The sequence below is a fragment of the Chimaeribacter arupi genome, from assembly GCF_002858805.1.
Taxonomy (GTDB): Bacteria; Pseudomonadota; Gammaproteobacteria; order Enterobacterales; family Enterobacteriaceae; genus Chimaeribacter; species Chimaeribacter arupi.
Genome location: NZ_PJZI01000027.1, coordinates 41,910 through 67,452, shown reverse-complemented (window position 1 = coordinate 67,452; position 25,543 = coordinate 41,910). Strand labels below are relative to the sequence as shown.

Here is a 25,543-nt window from a genome sequence, read left to right as displayed (position 1 = left end):
AGATGTGTATAAGCTGGGGGCATAGATAGTGACAACATACTTTTTTCTCTGCTGATGCAGGGGGGAGCGGCAGCCATTGAGACATGGGTGACCGTGCAGAAAACCGGGGAAAAGGGCGTTTCGCCGGCGGGCGGTGTGGAATGCCGGTGGGCGTCCGGGCGCGGGGTAAGCACCGGGCGCGGGACATGCCCGGACGCCCACCTGAGGCGGAAAACTGCCCCTTGCGGGGCAGCAGGATCAGCGCGGCAACCGTTGGGCGCGCAGCAAGGCACAGGCGCTGAGCAGGCTGACGGCCATCAGGTAGTAGCTGGGGGCCAGCGCGGTGCCGGTGGAGGTGATAAGCAGCGTACAGATAAAGGGCGCGAAGCCGCCGAATACCGTCACCGCCACGTTATAGCTGATGGCCATGCCGCTGGCGCGGGTGGCGGCCGGGAAGAGATCGGCCATCAGCGACGGCACGGTGGCAAAGTAAACGGACTTCAACAGCGCCATCCAGCCAATCAGCAGGCAGAGCGACAGCGGTGACACACTGCGCGTCATCAGCCAGAAGCCGGGCCAGACCGTCACCAGCAGCAACAGCAGCGACCCCCACATCAGCGGCAGGCGGCCGATGCGCTCAGCCCACAGGCCCATCAGCGGCGTGACCACCGTCAGGATGATCCCGGCGACCAGCGTGGCGCTGAAGGCAGCCTGGCCGGGCAGGTGCAGGGTTTTGGTGGCATAGGTCGGCACATAGTTGAGCAGGTAGTTCACTGCCGTCGACACCACCATCAGGCCGATGGCAATAAAGAACCGGCCTTTCTGCTCACGGGCCAGCGTTTTCACCGGCGAGGCGGTGCGCGGGGCCTGTGCCGTGGAAGCCGGTTCATGCAGGTGGCGGCGGATGTACAACCCCACCGGGCCAATCAGCAGGCCAAAGGCGAAAGGGATCCGCCAGCCCCACGCCTGGATCTGCGCTTCCGTCAGCCAGGCCGCCAGCCCCAGCCCGAACAGCGACGCCAGTAATGTGCTGGCCCCCTGGGTAGCGAACTGCCAGCTGGCGATAAACGCCCGCCGCTCCGGGAAGTGCTCAACCAGAAAGGCCGTCGAGCTGCCGAATTCGCCGCCGGCGGAAAAGCCCTGGATCAGGCGCGCCAGCAGGACCAGCAGCGGTGCGGCCAGCCCGATGCTCTGGTAAGTCGGCATCACCACAATAATCAGCCCGCCCAGCATCATCAGGCTGATCGACAGCAGCAGCGACGCCTTACGCCCGGCGCGGTCTGCGTAGGCACCCAGCACCACTGCGCCGAGCGGGCGGATCAGGAAGGAGATGCCGAAACTGCCGAAGGCCAGCAGCAGCGACACGGCCGGATCGGCGGCCGGGAAAAACGCATGGGCGATGTAGGCGGCAAAAAAGCCATAGACGGCGATGTCAAACCACTCCAGCGCATTGCCGATGCAGGTGGCAAACAGGGTTTTGTAGAGGCTGGGGCGCGGGGCGCTCAGTGTCAGGGTTGCGCTCATGGTGTCGCCTCCTGCTCGGCAGCCGCAGCACGGCGCAGCGGGTTGTCCGCTTCGCCCAGCGCCCACAGCAGCTCAACCATGATCTGTAACCCCTCACGCGCCACCGGTTTCAGCAGGTGTTCGTCAGCGGCGTGCTGGCCGCAGGCCGGGTAAGAGTGGGGGATCCACAGCGTCGGCAGGCCCAGGATCTCCGCGAAGACCTCATTCGGCAGTGAGCCGCCGAGGTTCGGCAGTAACGCCGGTTTTTTGCCGCTGGCGTGCTGCATAATGCCGAGCGCCCAGTCCACCAGCGGGTGCGCCGGGTCGAGGCGGGTGGCCGGGGTGCCGCGGATCACCTCCACCCCGACGTCCGGGAAACCGGCAGCGTCCAGGTGGGCGCGCAGGTGCCGGGTTAACTGTGTCCAGTCGGTCTCCACCACAAAGCGTAACTGGCAGACGGCGGTGGCCTGCGCCGGGATGGCGTTCATCGGCTGGTGCGGGTTGCCGGTCAGGATGCTGAGCACCTCCAGCGTGTTCCAGCCAAACAGCCGTTCGGCAGGTGTCAGCCCCGGTTCGCCCCAGCCGGTATCGATTTCCGGGTCACCCGGCTGGCCACCGGCCTCCAGTTCACGCAGGATGGCGCGCAGTGCCGGTGTCAGGGCCGGGGGCTTCAGGGCCGCGACCTGCAAGGCGCCGCGGGCATCGACCAGCGCGGCAATCGCATTCGCCAGCCGGGTGCCGGGGTTGCTGAGCACGCCGCCCCAGTTGCCGGAGTGGTAAGCACGGTCGCGCGGCGTCACGCTCAGGCGGAAATTCACACAGCCGCGCGAGCCGAGGAACAGCGTCGGGCGATCGGCGCTCATGCGCGGCCCGTCAGCGGCGATAAACAGATCGGCACGCAGCGCCTCCCGGTGGGCGCGGCAGATCGCCGCCAGCCCCGGCGAGCTGACCTCTTCGCCCATTTCGAACAGCAGTTTGCAGTTAAACCCCAGCCGCCCGCCGCGGGCGGCATACACCTGCGCCAGCGCTGCCAGGTTTATGCTGTGCTGGCCTTTATTGTCGGCGGTGCCGCGGCCATACCAGCGGTCACCTTCTTCCACCAGCACCCAGGGGGTCAGGCCGTCGCGCCAGCCTTCTGCATCGCCGGTGACCACATCGCCGTGGCCGTAGCAGAGCAGGGTCGGCAACGCCGGGTCTTCGATGCGCGCCGCAATTAAAAACGGCCGGTTTGCCGCCTCCGGGTTGTCGAGCCATTGCAGGGAAAAGCCCATCTCCGCCAGCGGCGGGGCAATTTCCTGGTTCAGGTAATCGGCCAGCACCGCATCACGATCCTGGCGCTGGCTTTCAGTGGCATAGGCCACGCGGCGGGCCAGGGTGTGGCGGAACGCGCCGCTGTCAAACCAGGCCAATGCCTGGGTTACTGCCTGTTGTGATGTCATGAGGTGCCCTGTCTGCGCGAGTGATAATTGGAGAGGTCTTATTGTTGTGCCTCTCCATCTAAGCCAATCGCGAGGGTTGCCACAATAATAATAATTGCAAGCGCGCGTTGCTTTTATTATAAGGCTCAGGTGCCCGCTTTTGAGGCATGCATCATCCTGGGGCAACCGTATGCACAGCACCGAAATCCGTTATTTTCTGGCCGTCGCCAATTGCGGCTCGCTGGCCGCGGCCAGCCAGCAACTGTTTGTGGCGGTGTCAGCCATCAGCCGCCAGATCCAGCGGCTGGAGGCGAAAGTGGGCGCGCCGCTGTTCGAGCGCCATGCGCGGGGGATGGTGTTGAATGATGCCGGGAAGATCCTGGAGAACCATGTACGCAAAAGTATGCGTGACATGGAGTATGCGATGGCGGAAATCCAGGGGTTGCGCGCGGTGCGCCGCACGTTGATCCGGGTCATCTGCACCGATGGCATGGCGTTTGACCTGCTGCCCACGTTGCTGACGCGGTTCCGGGCGCAGACGCCCTCCGTCACGTTTCACCTGATGGTCAGCCCGGCGGCGGAGGTGTCAGAGGCGTTACGCAACGGCGAGGCAGATGTGGCGTTACAGTTCTGCCTGACGCCGGAACGCGGGGTGGAAGTGGTGGCGGCGTTCCCGGCGCCGGTGCTGCTGGTGATGCGCCCGGACCACCCGCTGGCACAGGGGCCGGTGGATCTCGCCAGCCTGCACCCTTATCCGCTGGCGCTGCCGGAACCGGGCACCACCATCCGCCAGTTGTTTGATCTCTCCTGCCGCATGAGCGGCACTTTCCTGGAGCCGACCCTCAGCTGCAATAATTTCTCGGCGCTTTACCAGTTCATGCTCAACACGCCGCAGGCGATCACCGCCTGCAGCCACTTCTCGCTGCTGTTCCGCGCCCGGCAGGACGGCGTGCGGCTGCGTGACCTGCAGATAGGCCAGCTCAGCCAGCGCACGTTACAGATCCAGGCGCAGGCCGGCACCCGCCCGTCGGCGGCACTCACGCTGTTTCTGGCGTTCCTGCGGGAGGAAATCGGCGCAAAGAGCGCCGCCTTCCAACACGATTTCGGCCTGGCGTAAGGCTCAGCGCTGCCAGGCGCGCACCTGCCAGCCGCTGCGGCTGGCCAGCGCATGCAGCTCCGGCGTTGGGTTGATGACGCTGGCATGGTCCACCCGCTCCAGCAGCGCCCGGTCATGGATCGAGTCACTGTAGCCGTGCAGCGCCCGGAACGGCTCGCCGCCCCAGCCCGCCAGCCAGTGCTCCACCCGTTGCGCGTGGTCATGGTGCGCGGTGGCGGGGTGGGGCGCGCCGGTAAAGCGGTCATCTTCCACCCCGGCGTCCGGGGCCAGGGCCTGATGCGCGCCCAGCGTCAGGGCAATCGGGCTGACCAGATGGTTGCCGCTGGCGGACAGGATGATGATGTAGTCCCCGCGCTCACGGTGCCAGAGCAGCTGGCGGCGGGCGTCCGGGTAGATGCGCGGCAGGATGTCACGCTGGATAAAGCGATCCACCCAGCCGGAGACGGTGCGGCAACTCAGCCCGGCCAGCGGGGAGAGCGTCACCAGCCGGTAATCTTCCCCGGCCAGCGCCCCGCGCCGCGCTTTCTCCAGCAACACCGGCTGCTGGCGCACCAGTTCAGCCGGGGCAAACCCCTGGGACACCAGCCAGCGCAACCACAGGGTGGCGCTATCCTCACACAGCAACGTCTCGTCAAGATCAAACAGGGCTAAATCCATGATGTGTCTCCGGGTCAGCGTGGGCTTCTCACAGCGTAGCCGCCAGGCACCGCTGCGTCAGGGAGACTCAGGCTAAATCAGAAAAGTGACACCCAGACGACAGCGCCGGGTCAGCCCTGGCCGTGCCAGCGGTTCCAGAGCTGGATCAGCAGCCAGGCCGCGACCACCCAGCAGCCCACCGCCGCCAGCAGCGCCGGCTGCAGCCGCAAAACCCCCAGCAAAAACCAGAGCGACACCAGGTAAACCAGGTAAGGGATCACTGCCCAGATGCCGAAAATAATCGTGGTGCGCAGCGCCTCAACCGACCGTTCACTGCCGACGATGTAATGGGCAATCAGCGCAAAGGTCGGAAACAGCGGCACCAGCCCGGCGATGTAGTAATTTTTGGTCTTCGATAACATACCGATCAGCACCACCACCAACGCCCCGATGGCGGCCTTCAGAAAGAGTCCCATAACCTGTTCAATCCCTGGGCAAAAGAGCCACACCATGCCGCAGCGCAGCGGCCGGGTCAATCCTGTGCTGTGTGGGGCCGGGTAAGATCGCGTGAATTTGCGTTAAGAAACGTGCGGAGGATGAAAACTTTACATAGAGAAGGTTTATCAGCGGGTGAAAAAAATGCTAGGTTTGCACCACAGGTACAACACGATCTGATTGAAAGAGTGCGAATTTTCACTTGTCTGAATGGAAACGCTGATCCGCTGATGAACAACTCTCTCCGACTCTCCCTGCGCGCCGCCACCGGTGCCGGCACGCTGGTGCTGTGGCTTGCCGCCGTTCCCGCCGTGGCCGCTGATGCCCCGGTCGCCCCGCAAATCAATGCCAAGGCTTATGTGCTGATGGATTACCACAGCGGCAAGATCCTGGCACAGTCCAACCCCGATACCCGCCTCGATCCGGCCAGCCTGACCAAAATCATGTCCAGTTACGTGATCGGCCAGTCGATCAAGGCGAAAAAAATCACGCCGGATGACATGGTCACGGTGGGCAAAGATGCCTGGGCCACCGGTAACCCGGCGCTGCGCGGGTCGTCACTGATGTTCCTGAAACCCGGCGACCGCGTGCCGGTGTCGGAGCTGAACAAGGGGATTGTGATCCAGTCCGGTAACGATGCCAGCATTGCGCTGGCGGACTACGTGGCCGGCAGCCAGGACGCGTTTGTGCGGCTGATGAACACCTATTCGCAGGCGCTGGGGTTACAGAATACCCACTTCCTGACGGTGCACGGGCTGGATGCGGAAGGGCAGTACAGCACCGCCCGCGACATGGCGCTGCTGACCCAGGCGATGATCCGCGACACGCCGGACGAATACGCGCTGCACAAAGAGAAAGAGTTCACCTTTAACCGCATCCGCCAGGTAAACCGCAACCGCCTGTTGTGGAGCACCAACCTGAATGTGGATGGCGTGAAAACCGGCTATACCTCCGGGGCCGGGTATAACCTGGTGTCATCCGCCACCGACAACGGGATGCGGCTGATTTCCGTGGTGCTGGGCGCGCCGAGTGACAGCATCCGTTTCAATGAGAGCCAGACGCTGCTGACCTGGGGCTTCCGCTTCTATGAAACCGCGACGCCGATCAAAGCGGATGCGCCGTTCGTCAGCCAGCGGGTCTGGTTCGGGGATGCCAATGAAGTGCCGCTCGGCGTGGCGCAGGATGCCGCCATCACCATTCCGCGCGGCGAGATGAAGAACCTCAAAGCCAGTTTCAAGCTCAATGATCCGCAACTGAAAGCGCCGCTGGCGAAAAACCAGGTGGTCGGCACCATCAATTTTGAGCTGAACGGCAAAGTGGTGGAGCAGCGGCCGCTGGTGGCGCTGACCGAGGTCAAAGAAGGCGGCTTTATCAGCCGCCTGTGGGACCGGGTGATGATGCAACTGAGCAGCTGGTTCAGCGGCTGGTTCGGGGATAAAGACAAGGCCTGAGGGCCGGAATAAAAAAAGAGCGCCGCGGCGCTCTTTTTTGTTGCCTGGTTTTTATCGCAGGCGCTTAGCCGAACAGGCTGTAAAGGATGGCGGAGATCGCCACCAGCCCCATCAGCACCACAAACACGTTGCTGGCAGCACCGCTGTATTTGCGCATTGCCGGGACTTTCTGGATGGCGTACATCGGCATCAGGAACAGCAGCATGGCGATCACCGGGCCGCCCAGCGTTTCGATCATCCCCAGGATGCTGGGGTTCAAGGTGGCCACAATCCAGGTGGTCACCAGCATAAACAGCGCGGTCACACGGTTCAGGCGGCTCACCGGCACGGTTTTGCCGCGGCTGCGCAAGGATTTGATCATCAGCCCGTTGAACCCTTCCCGCGCGCCGAGGTAGTGGCCGAGGAACGATTTGGTGATGGCGACAAAGGCGATAAACGGCGCCAGGTACTCGATCATCGGGTTATGGAAGTGGTTCGCCAGATAAGAGAGGATGGAGATGTTCTGCGCTTTGGCCGCCATCAGATCGGCCGGTGAGAGGCTCAGCACGCAGCTGAAGACAAAGAACATCACCGTGGCGACCATCATCAGATGGCTGCGCGCCAGAATCGAGGCGCATTTGCGTTCGGCACCCTCGCCATATTCGTTGCGCTTGGCAACCGCAAACGCGGAGATGATCGGCGAATGGTTGAAGGCAAACACCATCACCGGGATCGCCAGCCACAGGGTCATCAGCAGGCCGTTGCTGCCTTCAGCCGCCGAGAAGCTGACGTTCTGGAACAGGGCGGTGCTCCAGTTGGGGATCAGGTACAGGGCCAGCAACATCAGGATGGCCACGAACGGGAACACCAGGATGCTCATCGCCCGCACGATGAAGTGTTCGCCAAAGCGCACAATGGTCATCAGCCCGACGATCAGGATCAGCGCCAGCAGCGCGCGCGGCGGGGCGGTCATCTGCAGCTGGTGGGTGATGAAGCTCTCCACGGTGTTGGTGATCGCGACACTGTAGACCAGCAAAATCGGGTAGATGGCGAAGAAATAGAGCAGGGTGATCAGTTTACCCGCGCCGGTGCCGAAATGTTCTTCCACCACTTCGGTGATGTCTTCACCCGGATTTTTGCCGGAGAGCACAAAGCGGCACAGGCCGCGGTGGGCGTAGTAGGTCATCGGGAAGGCCAGCAGCGCCATGATTACCAGCGGGATCAGGCCGCCAACCCCGGCATTGATCGGCAGGAACAGCACACCGGCCCCGATGGCGGTGCCGTACAGGCCGAGCATCCACATGGTGTCAGTTTTGCGCCAACCCTGCCCGCTGTCGGCAGGGGAAATGATCGTACCCGTTTGTGTAGTGTCCATAGTGCCTCCGCGTGAACACGTTAAGAGAAAGCCGGCCTTCCGGCACCCGCCCGCCTGCTGGCGAAACTGGTTAAAAAATATTCTTTTGATAACCGGCAATTTTGCCCGTTTTTGTCCCGCATCATGCCGCCATCCCCGGTGGGAGACAAGAGCATGACCCTGAATGCGATATTTTCTCCTGATATTCGTTCTCTCAGGGAATCAGAGCGCGCCACAATAGCGATCCTTGGTGAAAACATCCGTGATCGTTCTCGCAAATGCACCATAAGAGGTTTCTTAGCTTGCTTTGGCGAAATATTGTGCTGCAAGGTCGCTTTTTAAGCAGGAGAAGCCGCTGCCGCCCGTCTCGGGGCAGCAGCATAACCAACAACGCAATCGTTTGCTATAGCGGGGCGGGCGGTTACGGCGCTGTTTGCCGCCTTTTTAGGCAGCCGGGCAGAACAGGGGGATCAACTCAGTAACGTGATGTTCTGTGCGTGGAAATAACGTAAAAAAGCGGGGTCAGGCGGGCGGTTGGTAATAATGGTATCAAACAGCGTCAAATCGCCGATGCGGGCCGGTTTCACCTGGCCGAATTTGGTATGGTCACAGACTAAAATACGCTGGCCGGCCCCGCTCAGGGCGCGGTGTTTCATCTCAATTTCATCAAAATTGAAACAACTGGCACCATGCTCCAGGTGGATACCGGCAGCGGAGATAAACGCCTTGTTCGGGCAGATGTTATCCAGCAGGTTGTGGCCCGCCAGCGGGGTGAAAATGTAGCTGTCCGGCCGGAACTCGCCCCCGCACAGCACCACTTTGCACCGCGGTTTATCCTGCAACGCCAGGAAGGTATTGAGCGAATAACAGACGGCGGTGAACGGCAGATCCTCATCAATCGCTTCGATGATATAGGGAATGGTGGTGCCGCAATCAAAAAACAGCGTGTCATTGGCGCTGATCCGTTTTGCCGCCAGCGCACCGACGCGGCGCTTTTCCTCAACCTGGCGCGCCTGCTGGTCAGAGACAAAATAGTTGGTGGCGTTATTGGTTTTCGGGTCAATCACCACGTAGCCGCCCAGCAGCACCACGCTCGCCGGTTGGGCGCTCAGATCACGCCTGATCGTCATCTCTGAGACGCCGAGCAGCATGGCCGCCTCTTTCAGGTGAATTTTATCTGCCCGCTTCAGGGCCTGAACCAGCCGTTGTATCCGTTCTTCGCGTCGCGTTTCCATTCCTGACCTCAAGTCTGTTGCAAGGCTTCCATACTAGCCTCAGATGAAAAAAAACGTGAGGGGGTACGCAGAAAAAAGACCTGCGAACAGGCCTTTTGTGCGATCCGGCGTGTCAGGCACTCAATGCCGCGTCCAGCCTTTGCGGATGGGCAGCGCAAAACAGACACGGTAGAGGCGCTCCAGCGGCGGGGAGAGGGCAGGGCCGAAGAGATTCCAGACCAGCTGGGCAAACAAGCAGCCGATGCCGCCCACCAGCAGGCCGCCCACCATGTCCAGCGGCCAGTGCACCCCGAGGTAAACCCGTGACCAGGCGATCGCGCAGGCAATCACCATCAGCACCATCCCGGACCAGACGCGGTGCCAGCAGAGGAACGCCAGGGCAAAGGTAAACATCGCGGTGCCGTGGTCGCTGGGGAAGGAGTCATCCGGCGCGTGGTGCAGGAAGGTGTAGCCAAAGCCTTCCACAAACGGGCGCGCATGGGGAAACAGCATCGAAATACTGGTGGTGGACGCCATGGCAAAACAGAGTGCAATCAGCGCCTTGCAGGCCAGCGCACGCTGATGGGCAAGGGCGTCCGGCCGCCCCCAGAGCCACAGCCCGACAATCAGCAGCGGCACAATCGCGATCAGATCGCGCGCCAGAAAGGTGGCAAACGCCAGCAGCCAGGCTGGAGAGTCCGGCGTGGCGTTGATCCAGCTGAACAGCTGGTGGTTAAGTTGTTCCATCAGGTCTTCCTTACATGATATCGGCGGTAACCGTCGCTCCACCCAAACACAGCCAATTGGCCAACCCACACCCACCACCCGGCCCACAGGTTGTGGGTGAAAAAATGCGCGCCGCGCATCACTTGTCCGTAGCCCATCACCAGCCCCAGCACGATGCCCGCCAGCCAGCAGGCCCAGGCAAGCTGCCGCCGCTGCGGGTAAAACAGGAAAAACAGCGCCATGATGCTGAACCCACTGGAAGCATGGCCGCCGGGGAAACAGTGCCCCGGCCCGGGGTTCAGCGGCACGGTGCCCAGCAGGGGGTAACCCTGCGCCTGTCCGCCAAACGCCTGTAAATCCCAGGGGCAGGCGTGCGCGCTGGTGGCTTTGAGCACCCCGACCACCAGCGGCCCCACCGCAAACAGCAGCATCACCAGCACCACCCGCGGCTCACGGCGCACCATGCCCCACAGCAGGCCGCCAACCGCACCGGCAATGATCAGCTGCTTCAGCAACCGGTGGTTAATCAGATTCAGCCAGTAGTTCTCCTGCAGCGGAAAATGGCCGCTGAGGGGGTCAAACCACGGCTGGCTGAGGCTTAGGTCAAACTGTTCATGGCGTGACAGCCAAAAAAACAGCAACCCACTGATCAACAGGCCAAAAACCTGTGCACAGTAAAAGCGGGCACTGAGGGAGTAAAGCGGGAAAGTCTTAATCGCAGGCGCTGTTGAGGCGCGATTTAAGTCAGCAGCACGAGGCAGGGAAAATTTCACAACACTATCCGGTGACATTGGTATGTCACCAAACGGTAACCAAAGTGGCTTAAGAGAACCTTAAGTGGGGCGGCCGTAAACAACAGGCAAGAAAAAACCCGGTAGTCTTGAACCTGTAATCAGGCGGGACTATCGGGCTCTCCAAAGTGGGGACATCAAAGAAAAGCAGTGGCATTAAGTCAGACTGTACTGCCTAAAATAAGTTCGCCGTGTGCCGCTCTTTTTTGAGAAAATTATTGCAATTTATAAACCCCATTATGCATCAACGCATTAGCGCAGGCTTCAGGTGCCGGGCCAGATGATGACAATCAGCGTACCGGCCAGCGTCAGCAGCACGTTGGCGATGGCGTAGGTGCCGGCATAGCCCAGCGCCGGGATGTTGCTGCGCGCAGTGTCGCTGATGATCTCCATCGCCGGGGCGCAGGTGCGCGCGCCCATCAGCGCGCCGAACAGCAGCGCGCGGTTCATGCGCAGCACGTAGGCACCGAACAGGAAGCAGAGCACCACCGGCACCAGGCTGACCACCAGCCCGGCCAGCAGCATCTGGCCGCCGACCATACCCAGCCCGTGGGTAATGCCGCTGCCGGCGCTGAGGCCCACGCCGGCCATAAAGACCATCAGGCCGAACTCTTTCACCATGTTCAGCGCCCCCTGCGGGATATAGCCGAACGTCGGGTGGTTGGCACGCAGGAAGCCAAGCAGTATCCCGGCAAACAGCAGGCCGGCGGCATTGCCGATGCCGAAAGAGAAGTTTTTGAACTGGAAGGTGATCATGCCGATCATCAGGCCGATGATAAAGAAGGCGCAGAACGCCAGCAGATCGGTGACCTGGCTGTGGATCGAGATAAAGCCAATCCGCTCCGCCACGCTTTTCACCCGGCGTGCATCGCCGCTGACCTGCAACACGTCACCTTTGTTCAGCACCGTGCTGTCGTCGATCGGCATCTCAATCTGGCTGCGGATCACCCGGTTCAGGAAACAGCCGTGGTCAGTGAGCTGGATCTGGCTCAGCCGCTTGCCGACCGCGTTATTGTTCTTCACCACGATCTCTTCCGTGACGATGCGCATGTCGAGCAGGTCACGGTCAAACACCTCTTTGCCGTTGCGGAAACTCGGGTCAAGCCGCGCATGGGCGTCCGGGTAGCCCACCAGCGCGATTTCATCCCCCACCTGCAACACGGCGTCCCCGTCCGGCGTGGCCAGAATGCCGTTGCGGCGGATGCGCTCAATGTAACAGCCGGTCTGGCGGTAGATGCCCAGTTCCCGCAGGTTTTTGCCGTCGGCCCAGGCCACCAGCTCCGGGCCGACGCGGTACGCGCGGATCACCGGCAAATAGACTTTGCGCTGGCTGTCGGTGTCCAGCCCGCGTTCACGGGCGATCTGCTGGGCGCTGGTCGGCAGATCCTGATGCTGGAGTTTCGGCAGATAGCGGGCGCCGAAGATCAGGCTCACCAGCCCGATCAGGTAGGTGAGGGCGTAACCGAGGCTGAGGTTGTTTTGCGCCACCGCCAGTTGCGGGCCGCTGCCGAGCGTGTTGCGCAGGGTATCCCCCGCGCCCACCAGCACCGGGGTCGAGGTCATGGAGCCGGCCAGCATCCCCGCCGTCAGGCCGATGTCCCAGCCAAACAGCCTTCCCAGCCCCAGCGCGATCAGCATCGCGCTGAACACCATCACCAGCGCCAGCATTAAATAATTTTTACCATCGCGGAAAAAGATCGAGAAAAAGTTAGGCCCGGCTTCCACCCCGACACAAAAAATAAACAGCATAAAGCCAAGGCTCAGCGCTTCGGTATTAATGGCAAAGTGCTGCTGCCCCAGGATCAGGGAAACCACTAATACGCCGATGGAATTTCCCAGCTGGACCGAACCAAGCCGCAGCTTGCCCAGACATAAACCGAGTGCCAGAACCACAAAGAGCAACAGGACATAATTCCCGTTTAACAAATTAGAGACGTTTATGTTCACGTGGGTTAACTTATTGTTTACCAACAAATTCTTGATATGGGTGGGTTATCGATATAAATTCAGCAGCATTATATTTGAAGCGGACAGCAAAAGCGTCAGGGGATCGTTTCCTTCCATGACAACGCGATGATGCGCGACATTTTAGCGTTAAGCCCGCCGTTCAGCCAGATAAAAGCCGGTAAAATCCGGCCCTTCAACGGTTTTATCTTGTGGCCCCGCCACGTCATTCATACAGGGAAAAGTAGTCACGCACTCCATACCGGGAGGATGCCGCCGCGTGCTCAGCACAGGCATCGCCGGAAGGGGTTCAGGGAGTTAATGGAGGATGCGTATGGCGCATGTTCGAGAAAAATATGGCGTGCCGGTCTGCTGCCTGCTGTTTCTGGCCATTTTTATTATGTTGAAAACCGAGCTGATTGTGATGCGCAACTTCACACCCGGCCCGGAGTATGGCCTGTTGCTGTTTATGCTGCCGGGCATGGTGACCACGTCGCTGGTGGGGCGTAACGGCCTGTCGGCCGCCTTTTTCGGGGCGGTGCTGGCCATTCCGTTGTGCTACCTGATCCGGATGCTGTTTTTTGTCAGGGTGCGCGCGTTGTGGCAGGAGATAGCCTACGCGGCCAGCGCGATTTTCTGGTGTGTGCTGGGCGCGTTGCTCTTTATGCTGCTCCAGGCGCTGTGGCAGCACTGGCGCCGCCGGGGGATCTGAAAAAAAACCATGAAAAAAGGCGCTCAGTGAGCGCCTTTTTGCTGCATAAGCCGGTAAAAGATTACTGGAACAGGGCCAGGTTTTCTTTTGCGTACGCTTCGAAATCAGTGCAACCGCCGATGTGTTTCTGATCCAGGAAGATCTGCGGCACGGTTTCAACCGGTTTGCCCACGGTCTTCTCCAGGTCGGCTTTGGTAATGCCTTCCGCGTGGATGTCAACGTAACGGAAGTTGAAATCATCACGTTCTTCGGTGAGTTTTTCAGCCAGCTCTTTAGCACGGACACAGTACGGACAGCCCGGACGCCCAAAAATAACTGCAAACATGGAAACTCCTTAGTTAACGTGCCTGTAAAGGACTTGAGAATAAACCATCACTCATGTGCCGGGCTGCGCAGCCTGAAAATGAAACAGCGTGGCGTTGCATAAAAAGTGTTACCCGGCGCATGACATTTTGTTGTTGGCGCTACTATGCCGGTCATGCGGCCGAAACAAAAGCAGGAATTACCTGTTAATCTGATTAATTCTGCCTATCGGATGCGGCCACGGCGTGCCGGTGCCCACAGGGAGCCTGTTGTGAAAATTGCCATTCTCTCGCGCGATGCCACGCTCTATTCCAGCCGCCGCCTGCATGAGGCGGCTGTCAGCCGCGGCCATGACGCCGAGGTTATCGATCCCCTGGCGTGCTCCATGAACATCAACCCGGCCGCGCCCGCCCTGTATTATCAGAAGCGGGCACTCACCGGCTACCAGGCGGTGATCCCGCGGGTGGGCCCGGCGACCACCCCCTATGGCCTGGCGGTGCTGCGCCAGTTCGAAATGCTGGGCAGTTTTCCGCTCAATCACGCGGCCGCGATTGCCCGTGCGCGGGACAAACTCTGCACGTTGCAGCTCCTGGCCCGGCAGGGCATCGGGCTGCCGGTTACCGGTTTTGCACATTCACCGGACGATACCGATGACTTGATCGCGTTAGTCGGCGGGGCGCCGCTGGTGGTTAAATTGATGGAAGGTTCCCAGGGCATCGGTGTGGTGCTGGCCGATACCCGCCAGGCGGCGCAAAGCGTGATTGAGGCCTTCCGCGGCCTGACTGTGCCTGTGCTGGTGCAGGCGTTCATCCGTGAGGCGCAAGGGTGCGACATCCGCTGCCTGGTGATTGGCCGCGACGTGGTAGCGGCCATGATGCGCCGGGCGCAGCCCGGTGAATTCCGCGCCAACCTGCACCGGGGCGGCATCGCCTGCCCGGTGACCCTCAGTGCCGATGAACGCGCCATCGCGGTAAAAGCCGCCGCCACGCTGGGGCTGGAGGTGGCCGGGGTTGACATCCTGCGTGCTGACAGCGGCCCGTTGGTGATTGAAGTCAACGCCTCGCCGGGGCTGGAGGGCATTGAGGCCACCACCGGCCTCGACATCGCCGGCATGATGATCGCCCGGATTGAGCAGCGCCTCTTAAGCGGCGACCGGCTGAAATCCGGCGGTTAAATCTGAAACCCATCGCCCGCGATGTGATTGTGCATGGCGTTGCGGCGGATTATTCCGTAAGCTATGCCACTTTTCCCATCTCCGTAACCCGTGAGGCAGACTAATTATGGATTCACTCACCATCCCCGATCTGGCGCAACTGCGCCGCTGGCTGGATCAATTGGGGATATCGTTCTTTGAGTGCGATTCCTGTCAGGCTCTCCATCTGCCGCATATGCAGAATTTTGATGGCGTTTTCGATGCCAAGATCGATTTGGTGGATAACGTGATTTTGTTCTCAGCGTTGGCAGAAGTGAAGCCGACCGCACTGATCCCGCTGTTCGCTGACCTGAGCCAGATTAACGCCAGCTCGCTGTCAGCCAAGGCGTTTATCGATATTCAGGATGACAACCTGCCGAAGCTGATTGTCTGCCAGTCACTGAGCGTGATGGTCGGCGTGACGCTTGCGCAATTCAGCAGCTTTATGCAGCAGAGCGAGGAGCAGGTCTCGATGATCATCCTGGAAGCCCGTGCCAATGACCTGCTGTTTTTAGGCGAAGAGGATGACAACGCGCCGCCGGTTGAGATCCTCCACCGCCTGCACTGATCCCGCCTCCCTTTTTTGCCGCTTCCCCGGCGGCAAATCTTCCCGCCCCTTGCTTTTTCACTGTTTTATTCTGCGTTTTCCCCTTTATTGCCGGATATTTCTCGCCGTTTATCGTGTACCCGGCGTATCACATAGACAAAAAGTGCATAAAAATTCGATAAAAGGCGTTTTTTACGCTGGGCTATGGTGTGACGCGGCAACAGGGGTTATGCTTCTGGTTCTGTGTAGGGCCTGCGATACCCCTGAAAAACCAAGCGGTTAATCCCGTGATGGGCAACCCCCTGCCGCATGCATGGCTATGCAACGGTGCGGGCAGCAACGGCGCTAGGTCAGGAAAGGTGTTGTATCTCCGTGAGATACACGTTTATTTCGATGATTTTCCCTGTTCTGGAAGGAGTTACGGATGGTTATCCCGCGTAAAAACTGGTTATCAGGCCTGGTTGCCGGCCTGCTGATGGCGGCCTCCGTTTCCGCTGTGGCGGAAGAAAAAACGCTGCATGTGTACAACTGGTCTGACTATATCGCGCCCGACACCTTAGCCAATTTCCAGAAAGAGACCGGCATCAAGGTGGTGTATGACGTCTTCGACTCCAATGAGGTGCTGGAAGGCAAACTCATGGCCGGCAGCACCGGCTTTGACCTGGTGGTACCGTCCGCCAGCTTCCTGGAGCGCCAGCTGGGCGCAGGCGTGTTCCAGCCGCTCGACAAGAGCAAGTTGCCGAACTACAAAAACCTCGACCCTGAGCTGCTGAAGCTGGTGGCGAAGCACGACCCGGACAACAAATACGCCATCCCGTACCTGTGGGCCACCACCGGCATTGGCTACAACGTGGAGAAAGTCAAAGCCGCGCTGGGCACCGATGCCCCGGTCAACAGCTGGGACCTGGTGCTGAAGCCGGAAAACCTCGAGAAGCTGAAAAGCTGCGGCGTGTCATTCCTGGATGCGCCGGAAGAGATCTTCGCCACGGTGCTGAACTACCTCGGCAAAGATCCGAACAGCAGCACCGCCACGGACTACAGCGGCGCGGCCACCGATCTGCTGCTGAAACTGCGGCCGAACATCCGTTACTTCCACTCGTCGCAATACATCAACGATCTGGCGAACGGCGACATCTGCGTGGCGGTCGGCTGGGCAGGGGATGTGATGCAGGCGGCCAACCGCGCCAAAGAGGCGAAAAACAACGTGAATGTGGCCTACAGCATCCCGAAAGAGGGCGCGCTGGCCTTCTTTGACGTCCTGGCCATGCCGGCAGATGCCAAAAACAAAGAGGAAGCCTACCAGTTCCTCAACTACCTGATGAAGCCGGACGTAATGGCGAACATCAGTAATACCGTGTATTACGCCAGCGGCAACCTGGCGGCTACCCCGCTGGTGAATGCCGACGTGCGTAACAACCCCGGCATCTACCCGCCGGAGGACGTGCGCGCCAAGATGTTTACCCTGAAGGTGCAGGAGCCGAAGATTGACCGCGTGCGTACCCGTGCCTGGACCAGGGTAAAGAGCGGTAAATAAGCCGCCCCCTGTTGCCCCGCACGCCGGGGCATTGACCTCCCTGACCCTGATCCGACAGGCGGTTTCACGACCGCCTGTTATTCTTATAGAAAGTGATAATTGACAGCGCTGCATACACAGCATGCAGCATTGACCCGCTTTTGCCGGAGAACACACTGAGTGAATGACGCGATTCCCCGCCCTCAGCCCAAGACCCAGAAAGTTGTGACGCCACTGCTTGAGATCCGTAACCTGACCAAATCCTTCGACGGCCAGGCTGCGGTAGATGACGTCAGCCTGACCATTTACAAAGGCGAGATTTTTGCCCTGCTGGGCGCTTCCGGCTGCGGCAAATCCACGCTGCTGCGGATGCTGGCCGGTTTTGAAACGCCGACCCACGGCCAGATCGTGCTGGACGGCCAGGACCTGTCACACGTGCCGCCTTACCAGCGGCCGATTAACATGATGTTCCAGTCCTACGCGCTGTTCCCGCACATGACGGTGGAGCAGAACATCGCGTTCGGCCTCAAGCAGGACAAGCTGCCCGGCGCTGACATCAAAGCGCGCGTCGCCGAAATGCTGACGCTGGTGCACATGGAAGAGTACGCCAAACGCAAGCCGCACCAGCTCTCCGGCGGCCAGCGCCAGCGTGTCGCGCTGGCCCGCAGCCTGGCGAAACGGCCGAAACTGCTGCTGCTCGATGAGCCGATGGGCGCGCTCGACAAAAAATTGCGTGACCGGATGCAGCTGGAAGTGGTGGACATCCTGGAGCGCGTCGGCGCCACCTGCGTGATGGTAACCCATGACCAGGAAGAGGCGATGACCATGGCCGGGCGCATTGCCATCATGAACCGCGGCAAATTCGTGCAGATTGGCGAGCCGGAGGAGATCTACGAGCACCCCAACACCCGTTTCAGCGCCGAATTCATCGGCTCCGTCAACGTGTTCGAGGGCGTGTTGCAGGAGCGGCGCGACGATGCGCTGGTGATCGCCAGCCCCGGCCTTATCCACCCGTTGCAGGTGGACCCGGATGCCTCGGTGGTAGACGGCGTGCCGGTGTTTGTGGCGCTGCGCCCGGAGAAAATCGGCCTGTGTGACGAGGTGCCGGCCAACGGCTGCAACTTCGCGGTGGGGGAGGTGGTGAATATCGCTTACCTCGGCGACCTGTCGATTTACCATGTGCGGCTGCACAGCGGCCAGATGATCACCGCCCAGCTGCAAAACGATCACCGCTACCGCAAAGGTATGCCTACCTGGGGCGATGAAGTGCGCCTCTGCTGGGACGCGGACAGCTGTGTTGTGCTGACGGCCTGATCAGGAGAACGCCATGACCCTGTTAACCGAACGCCCCCCGGCCGCCCCGGCGCGGCCGCTGAAAACCTGGTTTGCCCGCCAGAAAATGGCCCACGGCCGCAAGCTGGTGATCGCGCTGCCGTTTATCTGGCTGCTGCTGCTGTTCCTGTTGCCGTTCCTGATTGTGTTCAAAATCAGCCTGGCTGAGATGGCGCGCGCCATCCCGCCTTATACCGATCTGGTGAGCTGGGCGGACGGCACGCTGAATATCGTGCTGAACCTCAACAACTACCTGTCGCTGACGGACGATCCGCTCTACATCGACGCCTATCTCCAGTCGCTGCGCGTGGCGGCAGTCTCAACGCTCTGCTGCCTGGCGATCGGCTACCCGCTCGCCTGGGCGGTGGCGCACAGCAAACCGTCGACGCGCAACATTCTGCTGCTGCTGGTGATCCTGCCGTCGTGGACGTCGTTTTTGATCCGCGTCTACGCCTGGATGGGCATCCTGAAAAATAACGGCGTGCTGAACAACGTGCTGATGTGGGCCGGGGTGATCGACCAGCCGCTGGTGATCCTGCACACCAACCTCGCGGTCTATATCGGCGTGGTGTACTCCTACCTGCCGTTTATGGTGCTGCCTATCTACACTGCGCTGTCACGCATTGACTACTCGCTGGTGGAGGCGTCACTTGATCTTGGGGCACGGCCGCTGAAAACCTTTTTCCAGGTGATCGTGCCGCTGACCAAAGGCGGGATTATCGCCGGCTCCATGCTGGTGTTTATCCCGGCGGTGGGGGAGTACGTGATCCCGGAGCTGCTCGGCGGGCCGGACAGCATCATGATTGGCCGCGTGCTGTGGCAGGAGTTCTTCAATAACCGCGACTGGCCGGTGGCCTCGTCGGTGGCGATTGTGATGCTGCTGCTGCTGATTGTGCCGATCCTCTGGTTCCACAAACATCAGAACAAAAGCCTGGGAGACGGGGAATGAGTAATTTACCGGTAATACGTTCGCCGTGGCGCATCCTGATCCTGGTGCTGGCCTTCACCTTCCTCTACGCGCCGATGCTGATGCTGGTTATCTACTCGTTCAACAGCTCGAAGCTGGTGACGGTGTGGGCCGGCTGGTCAGTGCGCTGGTATGGGCAATTGTTCCACGACAGCGCGATGATGAGCGCCGTGGGCCTGAGCCTGACCATTGCCGCCTGCGCCGCCACCGCGGCGGTTGTCCTCGGCACGCTGGCGGCGGTGGTGATGGTACGTTTCGGCCGCTTCCGCGGTGCGACCGGCTTCGCCTTTATGCTCACCGCCCCACTGGTAATGCCGGATGTGATCACCGGGCTGTCGCTGCTGCTGCTGTTTGTGGCGCTCGGCCACGCCATCGGCTGGCCGCAGGAGCGCGGCATGTTCACCATCTTCCTGGCGCATGTCACCTTCTGTACCGCCTATGTGGCGGTGGTGATCGGCTCCCGGCTGCGTGAGCTGGACCGCTCCATTGAGGAGGCAGCGATGGATCTCGGCGCCGCGCCGCTCAAGGTCTTCTTCGTGATCACCGTGCCGATGATCGCCCCGGCGCTGGTGTCCGGCTGGTTGCTGGCCTTTACCCTGTCGCTGGATGACCTGGTGATCGCCAGCTTCGTTTCAGGGCCGGGGGCGACCACGCTGCCGATGCTGGTGTTCTCCAGTGTGCGTCTGGGGGTGAACCCGGAGATCAACGCGCTGGCGTCACTGATCCTGCTGGTGGTGGGGGTGATTGGCCTTATCGCCTGGTGGTTTATGGCCCGCGCAGAAAAGCAGCGGGTGCGCGATTTACAACGGGCCGCGCGTGGCTGATTTATCCTAAAGCTGTTACGCTTTTCTTGCCGACGCCGCCCCCTGGCGGCGTCTTCTTTTCACAATGATGTGGCAGGCAGGAGAGCATTCAGATCAATGAGTCGTCTGGCATTTATTCCCGTTCCCGTAATGATTGGTGCAAGCGCGATTATCGCGACCCGGCTGCTGGGGTTCCTGCTGCTGTTTGATGAGCTGGGCATGGCCGGTATCGGGGATTTTATTCGCGCAAGCACGGAAAACTGGCTCAATACGCTGCTGCTGCTCTGTAGCCTGATGATCATCCTGGTGGAGGCGCACTGCGCCTATGCGGTGATGCGCGCCCGCAACTGGGGGCGCTGGCTCTATTTCGGCTGCCAGCTGGTGGTGGTGGGCTATATGCTGCTGGCCTCGTTTGACTGGTTCGGGCCGAAGATTTTCCGCCTGGAGAGTGCTGACCCGGCCGAAGCGGCCAACGCGCTGGTGATGCAGAAACTGCCTGATGCGCTGGTGCTGTTGTTGCTGTTCCTCCCGCCTTCCAGCCGCCGCTTTTTCTCACGCCGCCGCTAAGCCCACTGGCATTGACCGGGCGCATACAGTACACTTTGCGCCCTTGATTTTCGCCCCTCTTGCGCCCGCTGCCGGGCGACACCCGACCAGGTAACTTATGCATTGCGCACAGTATGACGCCAACACCTGCCGATCCTGCCAGTGGCTGGCTTTGCCTTACGCCCAACAACTGGAACAGAAACAGCAGCAGTTACAGCAGTTGCTGGCCGCACGGCCGGTGGCGCAGTGGCTGCCGCCGGTGAACGGGCCGCAGCAGGCGTTTCGCAACAAAGCCAAAATGGTGGTCAGCGGCAGCGTGGAGCGGCCCTTGCTCGGGATGCTGCACCGCGACGGCACCCCGGTGGATCTCACCGCGTGCCCGCTGTACCCCGCCTCGTTTGAGCCGGTGTTTGCGGTGCTGAAAACCTTTATCGCCCGCGCAGGGCTGACGCCCTACAACGTCGCGCGCAAACGCGGCGAGCTGAAGTTTATCCTGCTGACACAGAGCACGCTGGACGGCGGGCTGATGCTGCGTTTTGTGCTGCGCTCAGAGAGCAAACTGGCGCAACTGCGTGCGGCGCTGCCGTGGCTGCAACAGCAGGTGCCGCAACTGCGGGTGATCTCGGTGAACCTCCAGCCGGTGCATATGGCGATTCTGGAAGGCGACACCGAAATCATGCTGACGGACGACCAGATGCTGGCGGAGCAGTTCAACCAGGTGCCGCTCTACCTGCGCCCGCGCAGCTTTTTCCAGACCAACCCGCAGGTGGCGGCCACGCTCTACGCCACGGCGCGCGACTGGGTACGGGCGCTGCCGGTCAAGGCGATGTGGGATCTGTTCTGCGGCGTGGGTGGGTTTGGCCTGCACTGCGCCACCCCGGAGATGGCGCTGACCGGCATTGAAATCAGCGCCGAGGCGATCGCCTGCGCCCGCCGTTCTGCCGATACGCTGGGGCTGACACAGGTCAATTTCCAGGCGCTGGACTCCACCGGTTTCGCCACCCACGAGGCGCAGGTACCGGATCTGGTGCTGGTCAACCCGCCGCGGCGCGGCATCGGCAATGCATTGTGCGACTACCTCAGCCGCATGGCGCCGCCCTATATTCTCTACTCCAGCTGTAACGCGGAGAGCATGGCGCGCGACCTGGCCAACCTGCCGGATTACGCCTGCGAAAAAGTGCAGCTGTTCGACATGTTCCCGCATACCGCGCACTACGAAGTGCTGACCCTGCTGGTCCGCCGCTGATCGGCCCCGCCGCTACTAAACCTCTGAAAATCCCCGCACCTTATAAAAAGGTGATCGCTCTCCCTGCAACGCCGGTTGACACCGGCGTATAACACCCACGGTTTTCAGGGTTAACGCAAGGAGAGAAGGATGCCGATTCTGGTATACCCAATAAGAAAAAAGAGTGGCGAAGCCCATTGGCGGCGATGTAGAGGGGGTCAGATGAAATGGGCTGTACTCTTTATTTTCTGCCCGGTGGTGACTTTCTGTCCGGGTAGGTCATGGGGAGCCGTCACGCCGGAAAATATCACCTATGCCGTCAGTGAATTTGGCGCGGATAAGATGATGGAGGTGCTCAGGAAAAATGATGCACAATGGCGAACCGTCACGGCGGGTATTGCCCGCGGCGAGGAGAGGTGGCTCAACCTTATTCCATTGATAGGGGCAGAGGCGGATGAAAAACAGGCCGGCGATGTAATGACAGCGTTAAGTCTTGCGTTGGTCGCTGATCCGCCGGCCACACTGCGGGTAGCCAAAAGCCTCGATATCAGGGCGCAACAGGGTGCCTACGCGCTGGGCCGTTTTGGTACGGATATCGTGTGTGGGGTGCCGATGACGCTGGAATATACCCGCCAGTCCACCCTGAATTATTATTCCAGCGTCAGCCAGTCCCTTGAAAAAACAGGCGATAAGGGGGCGGGCTGTCTGGCATTAATAAACGCCTCTATGGATGAAATCGAGGCAGAAGAGCAGCGCGGGAAGATGACCTGGGGCACCAAAACATGGCCATAAAAACCGCTCTTATAGCGCTCTCCCTGTTTCCCCTTATTTCCCAGGCCTCACTGACACCCGGCTCCCTTCGCCATGCGGTTAAAACAGGAGGCGCAGCCAACGCCTGGGTAACGCTTACACAGCCTGACGCGTGGCAGACGCTGCTCTCAGGTGTTGCCAAAGGGGAACCGGCATGGCTGAATACCCTGCCGCTCTTTGCCTCGACAGCCAATCAGCAGCAACGGGATGCACTACTGACCTCATTAGCTTTTTCCTTAACATCAAACCCGGCCGCTACGCTCGATATTTTGCCGGTCATCGGCAAAACGATCGATAAGTCAGAGAGTAACCTCTATGACTGGCAATATCTTTGCCCTGGTTTCATCAGTCTCAATTACACCAAAGCGTCAGCAGTGCGCTATTACGACAGCGCAACCGAGGCCTTGCGTAAAATTGGCGACAAAGGAAAGGAGTGTATGGCATTAATGTATGAGGGGCGTGAGGAGCTGAAAGAGGACGAATTCCGCGGGAAGATGACCTGGGGAACCAAAACCTGGCCGTAAGTATCGCTCTTGCGTCAGCGGCCCGTGTTCCGGGCCGCCTTAGCCGCCGACCATACCGCCGAGGATAACCACCAGCCGGTCGAAAATTTCCCCGAACAGGCGTTCGCAGAACGGGGCCAGCAGCGGCATCATCATGCTCAGGGTCAACATGCCGACGATCATGGTGATCGGGAAACCGATCACAAACACCGAGAGTTGCGGCGTCATCCGGTTCAGCAGGCCGAGCGCCATGTTCAGCGTCAGTAACAGGGTGATAATCGGCAACGCCAGCATCAGCCCACTGCTGAAAATCAGGCCGCCGGTCTGCGCCAGCGCCATAAACCCGTTGCCCTGTAAAGGATCGCTGCGCACCGGCAGGGTGTGGAAGCTGTCCGCGAGCATGGAAATCAGCCACAGGTGGCCGTCAAAGCTCAAAAACAGCAGCACCGCCAGCAGGTTCATGATGCGTGTCAGCACGGAGGTGTTCGGGCCGCTGGAGGGGTCGAAGAAGGTGGCGAACGACAGGCCCATCTGCAAGCCGATAATCTCACCGGCCATCCGCACCGCGCCGAACGCCATCTGCATCGTCAGCCCCAGCGCTACGCCAATCATGATTTGCTGGATCGCCAGCCAGGCGGCGGCCCCGGAAAAAATCGGCGTGTCGTTGGCCGGAAGGCTGGGGGCAATCAGCACGGTGATAAGCAGCCCCAGCCCCAGTTTCACCCGCGCCGGGATCTGCTTCTCACCAAACAGCGGGGCGCTGCTCAGCAATGCCAGGATGCGCAGCAGCGGCCAGAAATAGAGGCTCAGCCACTGGCCGAGCTGGGAGGTGTCCAGCGTCAGCATATCAGCCGATAATCGTCGGCAGGCTGCTGAACAGCGTGCGCATATAGTCCAGCAACAAATTCAGCATCCACGGCCCGGCCACCACCATAGTGCCGACCACCGCCAGGATCTTCGGGATAAAGGAGAGGGTCATTTCGTTTATCTGGGTGGCGGCCTGCAACAGGCTCACCACCAGGCCGGTCACCAGCGACACCAGCAACAGCGGGGCGGCCAGCAGCAAGGCGACTTTCATCGCCTCGCTGCCCATCGCCATAATCGATTCAGGGGTCATGGTGCCTCCGGGTCAACTGAAGAAACTTTGGGCCAGCGAGCCAAGCAGCAGCTGCCAGCCATCCACCAGCACAAACAGCATCAGCTTGAAGGGCAGGGAGATGGTGGCAGGCGGCACCATCATCATCCCCAGCGCCATCAGCACGCTGGCGACCACCAGGTCAATAATCAGGAACGGGATAAACACCGTAAACCCAATCTGGAACGCGGTTTTCAGCTCGCTGGTCACGTAGGCGGGCAGCAGGATGCGCATCGGTACCGCTTCCGGCCCCGGCAACGGCGGCAGGTTCGCCAGCCGGGCATAGAGCGCCAGGTCAGTTTCCCGCGTCTGGCGCAGCATAAATTCACGCAGCGGCACGGTGCCGCGTTCCATCGCCGTTTCCATACTGATCTTGTTTTCACTGAACGGCTGGTATGCGTCGGTATAGATCTTGTCGAACACCGGCGCCATCACGAAGAAGGTCAAAAACAGTGCCAGCCCCAGCATTACCTGGTTAGGCGGGGCAGACGGCGTACCGAGGGCGTTGCGCAGCAGGCCAAGCACGATGATGATGCGGGTAAAGCTGGTCATCATCAGCAGCCCGGCAGGCAGCAGCGTCAGCGTGGTGATAAACACCAGCGTCTGCACCGGCAGCGACCAGCTCTGGCCGCCATTGGCCAGGGGCTGGCTGACAAAGCCCGGCACCTGGGCAAAAGCCGCAGGGGCGGCGAGCAACAGCAGGGCCGGCAGCCCCAGGGTCAGGGTGCGGCGCAGGAGAGAGGTCGTGGTCATGCCGATTTATCCGGGCGGTGAAGCACATTGTTCAGTAACTGACGGAACTGGGCTGCGGCCGGGGTGGCCGCTGTCGCCGCAGGCGGTTGTGCCGGCGGCGCGCTCAGGGTATGCAGCGGGGTGATTTGGGTCGGCGTCACACCCAGCACCAGCCAGGTATTGTCCACCTCCACAATCACCACCCGCTCACGCTGGCCGACCTGGCAACTGGCCGTCACCTTCAGCAACGCGCTGTTACGGCGTTGCGGGGCGAAGCCCAGACGCTTGACCACCCAGCCCGCCAGCAGGATCAGCAGCAGAATGCCGCCCAGCCCGGAACCCACCTGCGTCACCAGCGACCCGGTAGAAATCGCCGGGGCGGGCGGCACCGCCACCACCGGGGCAGGGGCGGCAACCGGTTGCGAGGCGACCGGCTTTTCTGCCATCGGTTTTTCTGCAACTGGGTTTTCTGCAACCGCTTTTTCTGCAACCGAGGGTGCGGCGGGGTGTTCTGCAACCGGCTGTAGGGCGGCCGGTGGTGCCGGAACAGCCGCCGCAGGGGCGGCAGCGGCCGGTGCAGCCTCTGCCGCCGGCGCAACAGCCGGGGCAGCAGGGT

The 25,543-nt window shown here is 60.8% G+C and carries 27 protein-coding genes; 13 read left to right on the top strand and 14 right to left on the bottom strand.

Annotation, left to right across the window (positions count from 1 at the left end; translation table 11 throughout):
- Nucleotides 1-237 precede the first annotated feature (237 nt).
- Together CYR52_RS15700 and CYR52_RS15695 are read right to left on the bottom strand one after the other, a co-directional pair.
- A complete protein-coding gene (locus CYR52_RS15700; RefSeq protein WP_072928493.1) occupies nt 238-1,503 on the bottom strand; it encodes an MFS transporter in 1,266 nt (421 codons plus the stop codon).
- Nucleotides 1,500-2,921 (bottom strand): M20 family metallopeptidase, encoded by a 1,422-nt coding sequence (locus CYR52_RS15695; protein WP_101828910.1) that lies wholly within the window; start codon nt 2,919-2,921, stop codon nt 1,500-1,502. Before CYR52_RS15695 ends, CYR52_RS15700 begins: the two co-directional genes overlap by 4 nt.
- A 169-nt stretch (nt 2,922-3,090) precedes the next feature.
- Here CYR52_RS15695 and CYR52_RS15690 point away from each other — a divergent pair, with 169 nt between their 5' ends.
- The gene (locus tag CYR52_RS15690; RefSeq protein ID WP_101828909.1) at nt 3,091-4,017 is read left to right on the top strand and encodes a LysR family transcriptional regulator; all 927 of its coding nucleotides are present in this window, start codon (nt 3,091-3,093) and stop codon (nt 4,015-4,017) included.
- Nucleotides 4,018-4,020: 3 nt separating this feature from the next.
- Here the strand turns inward: CYR52_RS15690 and CYR52_RS15685 are convergent, their stop codons facing one another.
- Together CYR52_RS15685 and CYR52_RS15680 are read right to left on the bottom strand one after the other, a co-directional pair.
- Entirely contained in the window at nt 4,021-4,674 is a 654-nt protein-coding gene (locus CYR52_RS15685; RefSeq protein ID WP_072928496.1) for an HAD family hydrolase, read from the bottom strand.
- 110 nt (nt 4,675-4,784) lie between these two features.
- Complete coding sequence (locus CYR52_RS15680; RefSeq protein ID WP_072928497.1) at nt 4,785-5,129, bottom strand: GlpM family protein; 345 nt, start codon at nt 5,127-5,129, stop codon at nt 4,785-4,787.
- A 249-nt stretch (nt 5,130-5,378) separates the two neighbouring features.
- Here CYR52_RS15680 and CYR52_RS15675 point away from each other — a divergent pair, with 249 nt between their 5' ends.
- The gene (locus CYR52_RS15675) at nt 5,379-6,599 is read left to right on the top strand and encodes a serine hydrolase (protein WP_101828908.1); all 1,221 of its coding nucleotides are present in this window, start codon (nt 5,379-5,381) and stop codon (nt 6,597-6,599) included.
- Between the two features lie 64 nt (nt 6,600-6,663).
- On the opposite strand, the gene CYR52_RS15670 is transcribed toward CYR52_RS15675, so the two are convergent.
- The 5 genes from CYR52_RS15670 to CYR52_RS15650 all read right to left on the bottom strand — a co-directional run bounded on the left by CYR52_RS15670 (nt 6,664) and on the right by CYR52_RS15650 (nt 12,610).
- Entirely contained in the window at nt 6,664-7,953 is a 1,290-nt protein-coding gene (locus CYR52_RS15670; protein ID WP_072928499.1) for an HAAAP family serine/threonine permease, read from the bottom strand.
- Between the two features lie 449 nt (nt 7,954-8,402).
- Nucleotides 8,403-9,167 (bottom strand): DNA-binding transcriptional repressor DeoR, encoded by a 765-nt coding sequence (deoR, locus tag CYR52_RS15665; RefSeq protein WP_072928500.1) that lies wholly within the window; start codon nt 9,165-9,167, stop codon nt 8,403-8,405.
- Nucleotides 9,168-9,287: 120 nt separating this feature from the next.
- The gene (ybjG, locus tag CYR52_RS15660) at nt 9,288-9,893 is read right to left on the bottom strand and encodes an undecaprenyl-diphosphate phosphatase (RefSeq protein ID WP_101828907.1); all 606 of its coding nucleotides are present in this window, start codon (nt 9,891-9,893) and stop codon (nt 9,288-9,290) included.
- Entirely contained in the window at nt 9,893-10,663 is a 771-nt protein-coding gene (locus CYR52_RS15655) for a phosphatase PAP2 family protein (protein WP_101828906.1), read from the bottom strand. The genes ybjG and CYR52_RS15655 overlap by 1 nt, the downstream gene beginning before the upstream one ends.
- A gap of 264 nt (nt 10,664-10,927) precedes the next feature.
- Nucleotides 10,928-12,610: an aspartate:alanine antiporter gene (locus CYR52_RS15650; RefSeq protein WP_072928599.1), complete on the bottom strand. Its 1,683-nt coding sequence runs from the start codon at nt 12,608-12,610 to the stop codon at nt 10,928-10,930.
- 331 nt (nt 12,611-12,941) lie between these two features.
- On the opposite strand from CYR52_RS15650, the gene ybjM reads away from it, so the two are divergent.
- Complete coding sequence (gene ybjM, locus CYR52_RS15645) at nt 12,942-13,319, top strand: inner membrane protein YbjM (protein ID WP_072928503.1); 378 nt, start codon at nt 12,942-12,944, stop codon at nt 13,317-13,319.
- Nucleotides 13,320-13,380: 61 nt separating this feature from the next.
- Here the strand turns inward: ybjM and CYR52_RS15640 are convergent, their stop codons facing one another.
- Nucleotides 13,381-13,644 carry a GrxA family glutaredoxin gene (locus CYR52_RS15640; protein ID WP_072928504.1) on the bottom strand — a complete coding sequence of 88 codons (264 nt, stop codon included), beginning with the start codon at nt 13,642-13,644 and terminating at the stop codon, nt 13,381-13,383.
- A gap of 249 nt (nt 13,645-13,893) precedes the next feature.
- On the opposite strand from CYR52_RS15640, the gene rimK reads away from it, so the two are divergent.
- The 10 genes from rimK (at nt 13,894) to CYR52_RS15590 (ending at nt 23,081) form a co-directional block, all read left to right on the top strand.
- Nucleotides 13,894-14,796, top strand: coding sequence for a 30S ribosomal protein S6--L-glutamate ligase (rimK, locus tag CYR52_RS15635; protein ID WP_101828905.1), 903 nt, complete (start codon nt 13,894-13,896; stop codon nt 14,794-14,796).
- A gap of 106 nt (nt 14,797-14,902) precedes the next feature.
- On the top strand, nt 14,903-15,382 hold the full coding sequence (locus tag CYR52_RS15630; protein WP_072928506.1) for a YbjN domain-containing protein: 480 nt from the start codon (nt 14,903-14,905) through the stop codon (nt 15,380-15,382).
- A gap of 403 nt (nt 15,383-15,785) precedes the next feature.
- The gene (gene potF, locus CYR52_RS15625; protein ID WP_072928507.1) at nt 15,786-16,895 is read left to right on the top strand and encodes a spermidine/putrescine ABC transporter substrate-binding protein PotF; all 1,110 of its coding nucleotides are present in this window, start codon (nt 15,786-15,788) and stop codon (nt 16,893-16,895) included.
- A gap of 159 nt (nt 16,896-17,054) precedes the next feature.
- On the top strand, nt 17,055-18,188 hold the full coding sequence (gene potG / locus CYR52_RS15620; protein WP_072928508.1) for a putrescine ABC transporter ATP-binding subunit PotG: 1,134 nt from the start codon (nt 17,055-17,057) through the stop codon (nt 18,186-18,188).
- Nucleotides 18,189-18,201: 13 nt separating this feature from the next.
- Nucleotides 18,202-19,155: a putrescine ABC transporter permease PotH gene (potH, locus tag CYR52_RS15615; protein ID WP_072928509.1), complete on the top strand. Its 954-nt coding sequence runs from the start codon at nt 18,202-18,204 to the stop codon at nt 19,153-19,155.
- Entirely contained in the window at nt 19,152-19,997 is an 846-nt protein-coding gene (gene potI / locus CYR52_RS15610; protein WP_072928510.1) for a putrescine ABC transporter permease PotI, read from the top strand. The genes potH and potI overlap by 4 nt, the downstream gene beginning before the upstream one ends.
- Nucleotides 19,998-20,093: 96 nt before the next feature.
- Nucleotides 20,094-20,543: a YbjO family protein gene (locus CYR52_RS15605; protein WP_072928511.1), complete on the top strand. Its 450-nt coding sequence runs from the start codon at nt 20,094-20,096 to the stop codon at nt 20,541-20,543.
- Between the two features lie 97 nt (nt 20,544-20,640).
- The gene (gene rlmC, locus CYR52_RS15600; protein WP_101828904.1) at nt 20,641-21,768 is read left to right on the top strand and encodes a 23S rRNA (uracil(747)-C(5))-methyltransferase RlmC; all 1,128 of its coding nucleotides are present in this window, start codon (nt 20,641-20,643) and stop codon (nt 21,766-21,768) included.
- Between the two features lie 129 nt (nt 21,769-21,897).
- The gene (locus tag CYR52_RS15595) at nt 21,898-22,539 is read left to right on the top strand and encodes a hypothetical protein (protein WP_101828903.1); all 642 of its coding nucleotides are present in this window, start codon (nt 21,898-21,900) and stop codon (nt 22,537-22,539) included.
- Complete coding sequence (locus CYR52_RS15590) at nt 22,530-23,081, top strand: hypothetical protein (protein ID WP_101828902.1); 552 nt, start codon at nt 22,530-22,532, stop codon at nt 23,079-23,081. Before CYR52_RS15595 ends, CYR52_RS15590 begins: the two co-directional genes overlap by 10 nt.
- Nucleotides 23,082-23,120: 39 nt before the next feature.
- On the opposite strand, the gene fliR is transcribed toward CYR52_RS15590, so the two are convergent.
- From fliR to fliO, 4 genes are read right to left on the bottom strand one after another with little or no spacing between them, the layout of a single operon-like run.
- Nucleotides 23,121-23,906 (bottom strand): flagellar biosynthetic protein FliR, encoded by a 786-nt coding sequence (fliR, locus tag CYR52_RS15585; RefSeq protein WP_072928515.1) that lies wholly within the window; start codon nt 23,904-23,906, stop codon nt 23,121-23,123.
- Nucleotide 23,907: 1 nt separating this feature from the next.
- Nucleotides 23,908-24,177: a flagellar biosynthesis protein FliQ gene (fliQ, locus tag CYR52_RS15580; protein WP_072928516.1), complete on the bottom strand. Its 270-nt coding sequence runs from the start codon at nt 24,175-24,177 to the stop codon at nt 23,908-23,910.
- A gap of 12 nt (nt 24,178-24,189) precedes the next feature.
- Nucleotides 24,190-24,948 (bottom strand): flagellar type III secretion system pore protein FliP, encoded by a 759-nt coding sequence (fliP, locus tag CYR52_RS15575; RefSeq protein WP_072928517.1) that lies wholly within the window; start codon nt 24,946-24,948, stop codon nt 24,190-24,192.
- Nucleotides 24,945-25,373, bottom strand: coding sequence for a flagellar biosynthetic protein FliO (gene fliO / locus CYR52_RS15570; RefSeq protein ID WP_072928600.1), 429 nt, complete (start codon nt 25,371-25,373; stop codon nt 24,945-24,947). The genes fliP and fliO overlap by 4 nt, the downstream gene beginning before the upstream one ends.
- Nucleotides 25,374-25,543: the final 170 nt, after the last annotated feature.